Origin of the sequence: Rubrimonas sp., from assembly GCF_036788415.1 — a bacterium.
Classification (GTDB): Bacteria; Pseudomonadota; Alphaproteobacteria; order Rhodobacterales; family Rhodobacteraceae; genus Rubrimonas.
In genome coordinates, this window is the sequence record NZ_DAIQNN010000005.1 from 75,385 (window position 1) to 88,717 (window position 13,333).

Here is a 13,333-nt window from a genome sequence, read left to right on the forward strand (position 1 = left end):
CGCATCGCCGTCCCTTGCGCGCGCCTGTCGAAAATTCTCCGAATGCGCCGCGCCTGTCAAAGGCTCGCGCGCCGCTTGCACCGATAAGGCCTTCAGTCGCGCACCCTCGCGAGGAACTGGCGCAACCGCTCCGACTTCGGCGCGCCGAATAGCGCGTCCGGCGGGCCCTCCTCCTCGATCATCCCCTGATGGAGGAACACGACGCGGGTCGCGACTTCGCGGCAGAAGCCCATCTCGTGCGTGACCAGCAGCATGGTCCGCCCCTCTTCGGCGAGGCTGCGGATCACGCTCAGCACTTCGCCGACGAGTTCGGGGTCGAGCGCCGAAGTCGGCTCGTCGAACAGCAGCACCTCGGGCTCCATGCACAGCGCGCGCGCGATGGCGACGCGCTGCTGCTGGCCGCCGGAAAGCTGGATCGGATAGGCGTCGCCGCGCTCCGGCAGGCCGACGCGCGCGAGCAGCCGCAGCGCCCGCGCCTCGGCCTCCGCCCGCGGCAGGCCGAGAACGTGGATCGGCGCCTCCACGAGGTTCTCCAGCACCGTCATGTGCGACCAGAGGTTGAAGCTCTGGAACACGAAGCCGAGCTTCGCGCGTATGCGCCGCAGCTTTTCGGGGTCCTTCGCGCCGGGTCCGCGCTTGCCGTGGTGGATCTCGATGCGCTCGCCGCCGACGCTGATCTCGCCTTCGTCGGGCGTCTCAAGCAGGTTCACGCAGCGCAGCAGCGTCGACTTGCCCGAGCCGGAAGCGCCGATCAGCGCGATGACGTCGCCGCGCCGCGCCTCGATCGACACGCCGCGCAGCACCGGGACGGCCCCGAAGCTCTTGCGCAGACCGGCGATGGAGAGTTGCGCGCCCATGGCGGCCTCCGCTGATGCGCGGCGAGTTAACGATGGAGCGTCGATCTGCGCAAGGCGGTCCCCCCCCTCGCGCCCTCGGCGATCAAATTTATGCTCAAATAATCAGCACAGAGCAAAGATTAGGCAGATTTTCGGGGCCCCCACGCTTGGCTCGCGGCGCTGAGTTAACGAGTGCTTCATGTTGCGCAAGCGCGGCGCGCCGTCGTCGGCAACTGGCATGCGGGTTGCATCGCGTCGACCCGAGCCCGGCGAACCGGGCCCAACGGAGCAAGGGGTGTCACATGAAGCTCATCATCGCCGTGATCAAACCCTTCAAGCTCGAAGAAGTGCGTGAGGCGCTGACCAGCATCGGCGTTCAGGGTCTCATGGTCTCCGAGGTGAAGGGATACGGCCGTCAGAGCGGCCATACGGAAATCTATCGCGGCGCGGAATATGTCGTGAACTTCGTTCCGAAGATCAAGATCGAGATCGTCTGTCAGGACAGCGCGGTCGACAAGATCGTCGAAACGATTACGACCAGCGCCCGGACCGGCAAGATCGGAGACGGCAAGATATTCGTCACCAGCGTCGAGCAGGCGGTGCGCGTGCGCACCGACGAGCGCGGCGAAGACGCGTTGTGAGCCGCCGCAAGGCGTCAGTTCAGCATGAGGAATGACATGAACCGCATAATTTCCCTTTTCGCGCTGGCGGCGGCGCTGCTCGCCGGACCCGCGCTGGCGCAGGACGCGACGGAGGCGGTCGCCGAGCTCGTCGCCTCGCCCGATCCCGCAGCGCACACCGTCTGGATTCTCAACACGCTGCTCTTTCTGATCGGCGGCTTTCTCGTGATGTGGATGGCCGCAGGCTTCGCGATGCTCGAGGCGGGCCTCGTGCGCTCCAAGAACGTCGCGATGCAGTGCACCAAGAACGTGGCGCTGTTCTCCATCGCCGCCGTCGGCTACTACCTCGTCGGCTACAACCTCATGTATCCGCTCGGAAACTGGTCGATCGGCACGGATGAGACAGGCGGCTATCTCGGCGCGTTCGGGATTGCGGTGCTCGAAGCGGTCGGCATCGGCGCCGACGGCGCGGACGACATCGAATACGCCTCGACCGGCTCGGACTTCTTCTTCCAGCTGATGTTCTGCGCGACCACCGCCTCGATCGTCTCGGGAACGCTGGCGGAGCGCATCAAGCTCTGGCCGTTCCTGATCTTCACGGTCGTGCTCGTCACGCTGATCTACCCGATCCAGGCCTCGTGGAAATGGGGCGGCGGCTTCCTCGACAGCCAGTTCGGCTTCCTGGACTTCGCGGGCTCCACGGTCGTGCACTCGGTCGGGGGGTGGGCGGCGCTTGCCGGCGCGATCATTCTCGGGCCGCGCCTCGGGAAGTATGCGGCCGACGGCTCGGTGAAGCCGATGCCCGGCTCGAACCTGCCGCTCGCCACGCTCGGCACCTTCATCCTGTGGCTGGGCTGGTTCGGCTTCAACGGCGGCTCGCAGCTGGCGATGGGCTCGATCGGCGACGCGGCGGACGTCTCGCGCATCTTCGCCAACACCAACACCGCCGCCGCCGGCGGGGCGCTCGGCGCGCTGATCCTGACGCAGGTGGTCTACGGCAAGATCGACCTGACGATGGTGCTGAACGGCGCGCTGGCGGGCCTCGTCTCGATCACCGCCGAACCGCTGACCCCGAGCCTCGGCATGGCGACGCTGATCGGCGCGGTGGGCGGCGCCATCGTGGTGTTCGCGGTGCCCTTCCTCGACAAGCTCAAGATCGACGACGTGGTCGGCGCCATCCCGGTGCATCTGTTCTGCGGGATCTGGGGCACGCTCGCGGTGGTGCTGACGAACTCCGACGCCACGCTTTACGGGCAGCTCGTCTCGATCGTGGTCGTCGCCGTGTTCGTTCTGGTCGCGAGCGGCCTGGTCTGGCTGATCCTGAACGTCGCGATGGGCCTGCGCGTCACCAAGGACGCCGAGATGGAGGGTCTCGACAGCGCCGAACTCGGCATGGAGGCCTATCCCGAATTCGGCAAGGGCTCCCAATTCGCCTGAGCCGACGCCTCTCCCCCCAGAGGCGCCGACGCGGCGCCTCCTCCTCCCCGGGCGGTCGCGCCCGGGGTTTTTGTTCCCCTCGACACGTGTTCGACGCCGCGGCGGGTCGTCTTGTCGCGATTTCCGTTCGCCGATATGGTCGCGCCGCGCGCAGGCGGGGCGGGTCCGCGCCGCGCGAGGGGGTGTCCTACAGATGGCCGCAGCGACGATCCGGGGCTCGATCACCGCCATGGCGACGCCGTTTCGCGACGGCGCGCTCGACGAGGCGGCGTTGCGCGCGCTGGTCGAGCATCAGATCGCGGAAGGGTCGCACGGGCTCGTCCCCGTGGGCACCACCGGCGAGAGCCCGACGCTGACCCATGAGGAGCACGAGCGCGTCATCGCGCTGACCGTCGAGACCGCCGCGGGGCGCGTTCCCGTGATCGCCGGCGCGGGCTCCAACAACACCGCCGAGGCGATCCGCTTCATCCGCTTCGCCGAGCAGGTCGGCGCCGACGCCGCGCTCGTCGTAACCCCCTATTACAACAAGCCCAGCCAGCAGGGCCTGATCGCGCATTTCACCGCGCTGCACGAGTGCTGCGACCTGCCCATCGTGATCTACAACATCCCCGGCCGCTCGGTCGTGGACATGATCCCGCAGACCATGGGGGAGCTTGCGAAGCTCCCGCGGATCGTCGGCGTCAAGGACGCGACCGGCGACGTGACCCGCGTCAGCAAGCAGCGCGCGACCTGCGGGGCCGACTTCATCCAGTTGTCGGGCGAGGATGCCTCGGCGCTCGGCTTCAACGCGCATGGCGGGGTCGGCTGCATCTCGGTCACGGCCAATGTCGCGCCGAAGCTCTGCGCCCAGTTCCAGGAGGCGACCCTGCGCGGCGACTATCCGGCGGCGCTGTCGCTTCAGGACCGTCTTCTGCCGCTGCACGAGGCGATGTTCTGCGAGCCAAATCCCGGCCCCGCCAAATACGGGCTGTCGCTGCTCGGCCTGTGCTCCGCGGAGCAGCGCCTGCCGCTGACCCCGATCTCCGACGCCGCGAAGGCGCGGGTGCGCGGAGCGATGGTCGCGGCGGGGCTGATCGCCGCCTGATGGCCGTCGGCAAGGACGGCCGCCGCATCGTCGCCGAGAACCGCAAGGCCCGGCACGCCTATTTCATCGAGGACGACCTCGAAGCGGGCATCATGCTTCAGGGCTCGGAGGTCAAGGCGCTGCGGCAGGGCGGGGCGAACATCGCCGAGAGCTACGCCAGCGTCGAAGGCGGCGAGCTGTGGCTGATCAACGCCTACATCCCGCCCTTCAAGCAGGCCAAGACCTGGGGCCACGAGGAGCGGCGGCGGCGCAAGCTGCTGGTCAACGCGCGGGAACTGGCCAAACTGCATCAGGGCGTCAGCCGCGAGGGGATGACCATCGTGCCGCTCGAGCTCTATTTCAATCCCAAGGGCGTGGCGAAGCTGAAGATCGGCGTGGCCAAGGGCAAGAAGATGGCCGACAAGCGCGAGACCGAGAAGGCGCGCGACTGGGCGCGCGACAAGGCGCGTCTGTTGCGGGCGCGCGGATAGGGAGAGGCCGATGGGCTGGGCGCCGCCGGACCACGCGACGATCATGGCGGCGCTCGACGCCAGCTGGCCGGGCGCGGAGGCCGTGCGGCTCGGCGGCTGGACGCTGCGCCGCGGGCTCGACGGCGGTCGGCGCGCAAGTTCGGTATGGCCGGCGTCGCCCCCGGATCGCGACCTCGCCGAGGCGATCGCCGAAGTCGAGCGCGTCACGGCCGAATGGGGTCAGCCGGCGCTGTTCCAGCTCGGACCGCCCGACATGGGCCTCGACGCAACGCTGGCCGAGCGCGGCTACGCGAAGGCGACGCCCTGCCTGCTGATGACCGCGGACGCCGCTTCGGTCGCCGCAAACGGAACTGGCGGGCGGATGGTGATCCGGGTGCGCGCGCCGCTCGCTCTGCTCGACGCCTTCTGGAGCGCTGGCGGGATCGTCCCGGCGCGGCGCGCGGTGATGGCCCGCGTCGCCTGCGCGCGCGAGACGCTGATCCTGCGCTCCGACGACGACCGGGTCGCGGCGGCCTGCTTCGTGGCGGCCCCTGGCGCGGTGGCGGTGATGAGCGCGCTGCTCGTCGCGCCCTCCCATCGGCGCAACCGTCTCGGCGCGCACGCCGTCGCCGCCGCGGCGGAATGGGCGGCGGAGGCGGGGGCGCAGACGCTGGCGCTGTCGGTCGAGGCCGAGAACGCGGCCGCCGTGGCGCTCTATCGCCGGCTCGGCTTCGTCGAGGCGTCGCGCTACTGGTATCGTCAGGCGGCCGTCTGAACGCGATGCGCCGGCGGCTCGAGTTCGCGCTTGCGGCGCTTCTCGCGGCGCAGGCCGTCGCGGCGCAGCCTGCGTTGGAGGCCGCCCTGAACCCGCCCGAAGGCGCGCGGGTGCTGCTCGACGCCGCCCCCGAAGCGCAGATCGTCGTCGTCCCGATCCGCCCCGCGACGGGCGGCGCCGCGCCCGCCGACGCGTTCGAGGGCGTCGCGCGCTGGCGCAGTTTCGCGCTGGAGGGGGGCGGCGCGCCGCTCGCGCAGGCGCGGCGGCTGCGCGACGCGCTCGCGTCGGCGGGTTTCGAGACGGTCCTCGACTGCGCCGCCGAGGCTTGCGGCGGTTTCGCCTTCCTCTCGGCGATCGAGCTGCTTCCGCCGCCCGACATGCTCGTCAACCTCGCCGATTTCCACCAGCTGACCATGCGGCGCGCCGGCCCCTCGGGCGGCGAGGTCGTCGTCTCCGCCCTGTTCAGCCGATTGGGCGGGCGGCTCCACGGGCAGATCGTCGACATGGCGACCGGAACCGCCGCGCCGCCGCCGCTCCGTCCCCACCCGGACGACGCGTCCGCGCCAACCTCCGCGGGCGGAGACCTCGGCGCGGAGCTCGACGCGCGGGGCTTTGCGGCGCTTGACGGGCTCGACTTCGTCGCGGGTTCCGCCGAGATCGCCGCGGGCGGCGACGCGATCCTCGACGCCGCCGCCGCGGCGCTGGCCGCCCGCCCCGCACTGGCGGTGGCGGTGGTCGGGCACACCGACGGCTCGGGCGGCCTCGCCGCCAATCTCGACGTCTCTCGCGCGCGCGCCGAGGCGGTGCGCGCGGCGCTGATCCACCGCGGGATCGACGCAGCCCGGCTTTCGGCGGAGGGCGCGGGCTGGCTCGCCCCGCGTGCGAGCAACGCGCACGACGCCGGGCGGGCCGCCAATCGCCGGGTCGAACTGGTCGCGCGCTGAGCTGTCTCAGGCCGGCGGCAGCCTCAGGATCGCGCGCGCCTGCGCCGGCGTGGCGACGGGCCGGTCATGGCGCGCGCAGAACTCTGCCGCGCGCCGCACCAGCGCCGCGTTCGACGGGGCGAGCGTCTCGCGGTCGAGACGCAGATTGTCCTCGAGCCCGGTGCGCAGATGGCCCCCGGCCTCGGCGCACCAGTCGTTCAGCAGCGCCTGCCCCGGGCCGACCCCCGCCCCGCACCACTGCGCGTCGGGCGCGAGCCGCTGGAGGGTCGCCACGTAGAAATCGAACACGGCGCGGTCCACCGGCATCGCGTTCTTCACGCCCATCACGAACTGGACGTAGAGCGGCGAGGCGAGCCGCCCGTCCTGCGCCATCGCCACGGCCTGGAAGATGTGGCTCAGGTCGAACGCCTCGATCTCGGGCTTGATCCCGTAGCCGCGCATCTCGCCGGCGAGCCAGTCCACCAGTTCGGGGCTGTTCTCGTAGACGCGCGTCGGGAAGTTGTTGGAGCCGACGGTCAACGACGCCATTTCGGGGCGCAGCGGCAGCATGCCCCCGCGCTCGCGCCCCGACCCCGACCGCCCGCCGGTGGAGAACTGCACGATCGCGCCGGGGCAATGCGCGCGCAGCCCCTCCATCAGGCGCGCGAATTTCTCGGGATCGGATGAGGGCGTCTCGTCGTCGTTGCGCACGTGGCAATGCAGGATCGAGGCGCCCTCCTCGAAGGCCTCCTGCGCGCTCTCTACCTGTTCGGAGACGGTGATCGGGACGGCGGGGTTGTGGACCTTGCGCGGCACCGAGCCGGTGAGGGCTGCGCAGATGATGGCTGGGTCGGGCATGGCGGGCGGTCCTCGAAACGGGGCGCGGTCGGCGCGCGAGGCGGCCGCGATTCCTACACTGATCAGACTCCTGTGGCGATGTCCGCATCGGAGTCGGGCCCTCTGGCGCGGGACGCTTTCCTTTGACGCGCCGATGCGGCAGAGCTTGGACGCCGCGCGGCGACTTCGCGAGGTCTGACCGGGAGCCAAGATGACACCGTCTGTCTTAGGGTTCGCGCGCGCGGCGCGCGCCGTGCTCCTGACGCTGTCGCTCGCGCCCGCGGTCGCCCTCGCGCAGGCCCCGGCCGTGGGGGTGCTGACGCTCCGCTCGACCGAATTCCGCCCCGAAGCGCGCTTCACCGGGCGGGTCGAGGCTGTGGACAGCGTCGAGATCATCGCCCGCGTCACCGGTTTCGTCGAGGCGCGCGGGTTCCGCGAGGGCCAGACGGTCGGGGTGGGCGATCTGCTCTACAGCATCGAGCGCGCCCCCTATGAGGCGACGCTCGCGCAGGTCGAGGCCGAGGTCGCCCGCGCCGAGGCGGCGGTGACGCTCGCCGATCTCGATTTCGCGCGCAAGCGCGAGCTGGTGGGGCGCGAGGCGGTGGCGCAGGCCCAGCTCGACGAATCGACGGCCAAGCGCGACGAGGCGCGCGCGGCGCTGCTGTCGGCGCAGGCGCGGCGCAAGCGGGCGGAGCTCGACCTCGCCTACACCGAGATCACCGCGCCGATCGCCGGGCGGATCGGGCTGACGGCGGCCTCGGTCGGCGACCTGGTCGGACCGGAAGCCGGAACGCTCGCCCGGATCGTCGCGCAGGACCCCGCCTATGTCGTCTTCCCGGTGACGCAGCGCGAACTGCTGGCCACGCGCGCCTCGGCGGAGTCCGGCGGCGTCTCCGCCTCCGAAGTCGAGGTGGCGGTCGAACTGGTCGACGGTTCGACCTATCCCGCGCTCGGGGCCATCGACTTCGTCGACGTGGCGATGGACCCAGGCACCGACACGGTGCGCGTGCGCGCGGCTTTTCCCAACCCCGACGGCGCGCTGGTCGACGGCATGCTGGTGACGGCGGTGGTGCGCCTCGGCGCCGCGGAGCCCGCCCTCCTCGCCCCGACGCGCGCGGTCATGGTGGACCAGACCGGGCGCTACGTTTTGGTGGTGGACGCGGAGGGGAGCGCGCAGGTCCGCCGCGTCGAGACCGGCGCGACGCGCGGCGCGGAGGTGATCGTGCGCAGCGGCCTGTCCGAAGGCGACCGGCTGATCGTGGACGGCCTCCAGCGCGTGCGCCCCGGCCAGCCCGTCGACGCCGCCGAGATCGCGGGGAACTGAGCCCGTGATCTCCTCGGTCTTCATCTCGCGGCCCCGGCTCGCGATCGTCATCTCGGTCGTCATCACGCTGGCGGGTCTGATCGCGCTGCGCGCCATCCCCGTCGCGCAGTTCCCCGACATCGTGCCGCCGCAGGTCACGGTTTCGACGAGCTATCCCGGCGCCGGCGCCGAAGTGACCGCCGCCACCGTCGCCCAGCCGATCGAGTCGCAGATCGTGGGCGTCGAGGACATGCTCTACATGAAGTCGGCGAGCGGGTCGGACGGCTCCTATGCGCTGACCGTCAGCTTCGCCGTCGGAACCGACGCCGACATCGCGACCGTCAACGTGCAGAACCGCGTCGCGCGCGCGCTGTCGGGATTGCCCGAGGAAGTGCAGCGCCAGGGCGTGACGGTGCGCAAGAAATCCTCCGCGCCCCTGATGTTCATCACGGTGCACTCGCCCGACCGCTCGCGCGACCTGCTGTTCCTGTCGAATTTCGTCGGCATCGAACTGCTCGACGCGATCAAGTCGGCCCCCGGCGTTGGCGACGCGACGCTGTTCGGCGCGCTCGACTATGCGATGCGGGTCTGGCTCGACGTCGAGCGGATGACGGCGCTCGAGATCACTCCGGGCGACGTGATCGCGGCCTTGCGCGGCCAGAACGTGCAGGCGGCCATCGGGCGCGTCGGCGCTCAGCCCGCCGCCGATGCGGAAGTGCAGCTGACGCTGGAGACGATGGGGCGGCTCACCGAGCCCGAGCAGTTCGCCGCCGTGGTGATCCGCGCGCGGCCCGACGGCTCCTTCGTGCGGCTGCGCGATGTGGGCCGGGTCGAGCTCGGCGGGCGCAGCTACGACGTCGCCAGCCGCTTCGAAGGCGGCGACGGCGCGGTGATCGGCGTCAACCAGCTTCCCGGCTCCAACGCCATCGCCGCCGCCGACGCCGTGCGCGGGGTGCTGGAGGGCGCGCGGGCGAATTTCCCCGAAGGCGTCGACTACACCATCGTCTACGACACGACCGAATTCGTGCAGGCCAGCATCGACGAAGTGATCAAGACGCTGCTTGAGGCCTTCGCGCTGGTGGTGCTGGTTGTGTTCCTGTTTCTCGGCAGCCTGCGGGCGACGATCATCCCGCTTGTGGCGGTCCCCGTCGCGCTGATCGGCACGTTCGCCGTGATGCTGGCGCTCGGCTATTCCGCCAACACCGTCTCGCTTCTGGCGCTGGTGCTCGCCATCGGCATCGTGGTGGACGACGCCATCGTCGTGGTCGAGGCGGTCGAGGCCAAGCTCGCCGCCGACCCCTCCCTCTCGCCCGCCGAGGCCGCGCGCGCCGCGATGGCCGAGATCACCGGGCCGATCGTCGCGATCACGCTGGTGCTGCTGTCGGTCTTCGTGCCGGTCATGTTCCTGCCGGGCATCACCGGCCAGCTCTACCAGCAATTCGCCGTGGCCGTGTCAGTCTCGATGGTGATCTCGGCGATCAACGCGCTGACCCTCTCGCCCGCGCTCTGCGCGCTGCTGCTGAAACCGGGCCACGGCGCCCCGAAGGGGATCATGGGCCGGGTCATGCGCGGGATCGACGCCGCGCGCGACGGCTACGCATGGGTTGTGCGGCGGCTGGTGCGCGTCGCAATCCTCGGCCTCGTCGCGGCGGCGGCATTCGGTGCGGGGACCGGGTGGCTGTTCGGCGTCGTGCCGTCGGGTTTCCTGCCGGCGGAGGATCAGGGCGTGATCTTCGTCGAAGTCCAGCTGCCGGAGGCGGCCTCGCTGACGCGCACGCAGGCGGCGGTCGAGACAGTCGACGCCATCGTGCGCGCGCAACCCGGCGTCGCCGCGATCACGGCGATCTCGGGCTACAGCTTCGTCGACGGGCTGGTGAAGTCCAACGCCGGCTTCCTCGTGGTGACGCTCGCGCCCTTCGAGGAGCGCACCGCGCCCGAGACCCGCGTCGATGCGCTGATCGCGACGCTGCGGCGCGAGCTGGCGGGGGTGCGCGAGGCGGTCGGCGCGCCGTTCAACCTGCCGCCGATCATAGGCCTCGGCACCGGGGCGGGGTTCGAGCTGCAACTGCTCGACGCGCGCGGGGCGGGCGCGACCGAGCTCGCCGCAGTCGCCCGCGCGCTGGTGCTCGCCGCCAATCAGGACGAGCGGCTGGCGGGCGTCTACACCACCTTCGCCGCCTCGACCCCCAAGATCCGCCTCGACATCGACCGCGAGCGGGCGCAGACGCTGGGCGTCGAGATCGCCGACGTGTTCCAGGCCCTGCAGGCGACGCTCGGCGGCTACTATGTCAACGACTTCAACCTGTTCGGCCGCAGCTTCCAGGTGGTGGCGCAGGCCGAGGCGGACCAGCGCGCCGCCATCGACGACATCTTCCGCATCCACGTCCGCAACCGCGACGGCGCGATGGTGCCGCTGCGCGCCTTCGCCGAGCCGCAGCCCATCGTCGGGCCGCAATTCGTCGGGCGCTACGCGAATTTCCCGGCGGTCACCGTCCAGGGCGTCCCCGCGCCCGGGCGCAGTTCGGGCGAGGCGTTGGAGGCGATGGAGGAGGTCGCCGCCGCCACCCTGCCGCCCGGCTATTCCTTCCGCTGGACCGGCACGGCGCTGCAGGAGAAGGAGGCGGCGGGCCAGACGGCGATCATCCTCGCGCTGGCGGTGCTGTTCGCCTATCTGTTCCTCGTCGGCCTCTATGAGAGCTGGACGATCCCCGTTCCCGTGCTTCTGTCGGTCGCCGTGGGCCTCTTCACGGCGATGCTCGCCTTGCTGGCAGCGGGGCTCGACAACAACCTTTACGCGCAGATCGGGATCGTCGTGCTGATCGCGCTGGCGGCCAAGAACGGGATTCTGATCGTCGAATTCGCCAAGCTGCGGCGCGAGCAGGGGATGCCGATCGCCGAGGCCGCCGTCGCCGGCGCGCGCGAGCGCTTCCGCGCCGTGATGATGACCAGCTTCGCCTTCATCGCGGGCCTCCTGCCGCTGGTGACGGCGAGCGGCGCCGCCGAGCTTAGCCGGCGCGGCGTCGGCACGGCGGTGTTCGGAGGGATGCTGGGCGCGGCGCTGATCGGGATTTTCGTCATCCCTCTGCTCTATGTCGTGTTTCAGACGGCGCGCGAGCGGCTGAAAGGCGGCGGCGCGGCCTGAGCGGGCGCCGTCACACCCGGTCGGGCTCCCAGTTCAGGAAGAAACCGACATCGCCAGGCATGCCGCCGGGGAAGCTGACGATCATCGCCTTGAGCTTGTAGCCGAGCGGCTGCGCCACCGCCTTGTAGCGCTCGTAAAGTTGGCGCGCCTTTCCCTGCAGCGTGTCCGGCCAGTCCGGATCGCCGTTGTTGATCGCCCGCCCGCCATCCGAACACAGTTCGGAAGGGAAGCTGTAGACCAGCGCCTCCAGCTTGCCGTCGGCGGCGGCGTTGAGCACGAGGCGGCGGATCATCTCGCGCTCCCGCTCGCTGAGATCGTCCTTGAGGAACGCGTCGACGAAGGTCGCGCGCTCGGATTGCGCCGCCTCCTGCGCCTTGCGGCGCTCTTCGAGCTCCCTCATCTGGGTCTCGAGCATCGCGAGGCGCAGCGCCTCGGCGCTCTTGGGCGCGTCGTTCATGGGGCTCTTCCCTGGCCTCGGCGTCGGATGTCGCCGCCGCGGGCGTTGTATCATCGGAATCAGCTGTTCCGCTCAAGTCCGCCGCCGCCGCCCGCCCCGCCGACATCGAACTGTCACAGCCGCCTGTTAACGCTGCGCGCGATGATCGAACTCTCGCAGATCGGGAAGCGCTGGCCGGGCGCCGCCGTCGCGGCGCTGAGCGACGTGGATCTGACGGTCGGCGAGGGCGAGCTGGTCGCTTTGCTGGGGCCGTCCGGTTGCGGCAAGTCCACAACGCTTCGGCTGATCGCCGGGCTCGACCGCCCGAGCGCGGGGCGGATCGCCATCGCCGGGCGCGACGTGACCGAGGCCCCGCCCGAGGCGCGCGGGGTCGCCATGGTGTTCCAGAACTACGCGCTGTTCCCGCATCTGAGCGTGCGCGACAACATCCTGTTCGGGATGCAGGTCCGCCGCGCGCCGAAAGCCGAGCAGGCGGCCCGGCTGGCGGAGGCCGCGGCGCTTCTGGGGCTGTCGGAACTGCTCGACCGAAAGCCCTCGGCCCTGTCGGGCGGCCAGCAGCAGCGGGTCGCGCTGGGGCGCGCGGTGGTGGCGCGCAGGCCGATCCTTCTGATGGACGAGCCGCTGTCCAATCTCGACGCGCTGCTGCGGCAGGAGATGCGGCGCGAGTTGCGCGCGCTCCAGCGCAAGCTCGGACTGACGGTGGTGTTCGTCACCCATGATCAGGCCGAGGCGATGAGCATGGCCGACCGGGTCGTGCTGATGCAGGCGGGGCGGATCGTCCAGCAGGACGCCCCCGCCGATCTCTACGCCCGCCCGCGCTGCGCCTTCGCCGCCCGCTTCATCGGCGCGCCGGCGATGAACCTTCTGCCGCTCGAACCCGGCCCCGCCGGGCAGGTGGCGGCGGGGACCGGCTTCGCCCCCGGCGCGCCGCCCGGCGCCGCGCTGTTCGGCGTCCGGCCCGAGGCGCTGAGGCCCGCGGCGCGCGGCCTGCCGGCGACAGTCGAGGCGCTGGAATATCTCGGCGCCGAGACGCTGGCGGTCTGTCGGGTCGGCGCGTCGCCGCTCTCCGTCCGCTTCCCGGGCGCCGACGCGCCGCCTCCCGGAACCACCCTCGCGCTCGGCTGGGACCCCGCCGACGCGCATTTCTTCGGCCCCGACGATCAGCGCGTCGAGGCCGCAACTCCCGCACCCTTCAAGGAGATCGCATCAAGATGACGCTCGCCCGTTTCTCCCTCGCCCCCGTCGCGCTGGCCGGCGCGCTGGCCGGCGCTCTGGCGCTCGGCCTCGGCTCGGCCGCCCGCGCCCAGACCGAAGTCGTGTTCAACTTTCCCGTCGCCGTCGGCGGGCCGGTCGCCGCGATCTTCGACGACTACGCCGCCACCTTCAACGCGGCCAATCCCGACATCAAGGTGACGCCGGTCTACACCGGCAGCTATCAGGACACGATCGCCCGCACCCTGACCCAGATCC

General features: G+C 71.0%; 12 protein-coding genes and 1 pseudogene. 10 read left to right on the forward strand and 3 right to left on the reverse strand.

What is annotated here, in order from left to right:
* Positions 1–92 precede the first annotated feature (92 nt).
* The gene (locus V7Q31_RS02695; protein WP_333832129.1) at positions 93–857 is read right to left on the reverse strand and encodes an ABC transporter ATP-binding protein; all 765 of its coding nucleotides are present in this window, start codon (positions 855–857) and stop codon (positions 93–95) included.
* A gap of 281 nt (positions 858–1,138) precedes the next feature.
* Here V7Q31_RS02695 and V7Q31_RS02700 point away from each other — a divergent pair, with 281 nt between their 5' ends.
* The 6 genes from V7Q31_RS02700 (at position 1,139) to V7Q31_RS02725 (ending at position 6,145) form a co-directional block, all read left to right on the forward strand.
* Positions 1,139–1,477 (forward strand): P-II family nitrogen regulator, encoded by a 339-nt coding sequence (locus V7Q31_RS02700; protein ID WP_333832130.1) that lies wholly within the window; start codon positions 1,139–1,141, stop codon positions 1,475–1,477.
* Positions 1,478–1,513: 36 nt separating this feature from the next.
* Positions 1,514–2,893, forward strand: coding sequence for an ammonium transporter (locus V7Q31_RS02705; protein ID WP_333832131.1), 1,380 nt, complete (start codon positions 1,514–1,516; stop codon positions 2,891–2,893).
* Positions 2,894–3,086: 193 nt separating this feature from the next.
* Positions 3,087–3,977: a 4-hydroxy-tetrahydrodipicolinate synthase gene (gene dapA / locus V7Q31_RS02710; protein WP_333832132.1), complete on the forward strand. Its 891-nt coding sequence runs from the start codon at positions 3,087–3,089 to the stop codon at positions 3,975–3,977.
* Positions 3,977–4,447 carry an SsrA-binding protein SmpB gene (gene smpB / locus V7Q31_RS02715; RefSeq protein ID WP_333832133.1) on the forward strand — a complete coding sequence of 157 codons (471 nt, stop codon included), beginning with the start codon at positions 3,977–3,979 and terminating at the stop codon, positions 4,445–4,447. Before dapA ends, smpB begins: the two co-directional genes overlap by 1 nt.
* Before the next feature lie 10 nt (positions 4,448–4,457).
* Positions 4,458–5,201 (forward strand): GNAT family N-acetyltransferase, encoded by a 744-nt coding sequence (locus V7Q31_RS02720; protein WP_333832134.1) that lies wholly within the window; start codon positions 4,458–4,460, stop codon positions 5,199–5,201.
* A gap of 5 nt (positions 5,202–5,206) precedes the next feature.
* Positions 5,207–6,145, forward strand: coding sequence for an OmpA family protein (locus V7Q31_RS02725; RefSeq protein ID WP_333832135.1), 939 nt, complete (start codon positions 5,207–5,209; stop codon positions 6,143–6,145).
* 6 nt (positions 6,146–6,151) lie between these two features.
* Here V7Q31_RS02725 and V7Q31_RS02730 read toward each other — a convergent pair whose 3' ends face one another.
* Positions 6,152–6,982, reverse strand: coding sequence for a 3-keto-5-aminohexanoate cleavage protein (locus tag V7Q31_RS02730; RefSeq protein ID WP_333832136.1), 831 nt, complete (start codon positions 6,980–6,982; stop codon positions 6,152–6,154).
* Positions 6,983–7,172: 190 nt separating this feature from the next.
* On the opposite strand from V7Q31_RS02730, the gene V7Q31_RS02735 reads away from it, so the two are divergent.
* Together V7Q31_RS02735 and V7Q31_RS02740 are read left to right on the forward strand one after the other, a co-directional pair.
* Positions 7,173–8,285, forward strand: coding sequence for an efflux RND transporter periplasmic adaptor subunit (locus V7Q31_RS02735; protein ID WP_333832137.1), 1,113 nt, complete (start codon positions 7,173–7,175; stop codon positions 8,283–8,285).
* Positions 8,286–8,289: 4 nt separating this feature from the next.
* The gene (locus V7Q31_RS02740; protein ID WP_333832138.1) at positions 8,290–11,406 is read left to right on the forward strand and encodes an efflux RND transporter permease subunit; all 3,117 of its coding nucleotides are present in this window, start codon (positions 8,290–8,292) and stop codon (positions 11,404–11,406) included.
* Between the two features lie 10 nt (positions 11,407–11,416).
* Here V7Q31_RS02740 and V7Q31_RS02745 read toward each other — a convergent pair whose 3' ends face one another.
* The gene (locus tag V7Q31_RS02745; RefSeq protein WP_333832139.1) at positions 11,417–11,863 is read right to left on the reverse strand and encodes a hypothetical protein; all 447 of its coding nucleotides are present in this window, start codon (positions 11,861–11,863) and stop codon (positions 11,417–11,419) included.
* A gap of 141 nt (positions 11,864–12,004) precedes the next feature.
* Here V7Q31_RS02745 and V7Q31_RS02750 point away from each other — a divergent pair, with 141 nt between their 5' ends.
* Positions 12,005–13,078, forward strand: a complete 1,074-nt coding sequence (locus V7Q31_RS02750) for an ABC transporter ATP-binding protein (protein WP_333832140.1) — start codon at positions 12,005–12,007, stop codon at positions 13,076–13,078.
* Positions 13,075–13,333 (forward strand): annotated as a pseudogene (locus V7Q31_RS02755) (hypothetical protein); the annotation flags it as partial. The gene V7Q31_RS02750 and the pseudogene V7Q31_RS02755, both read left to right, overlap by 4 nt.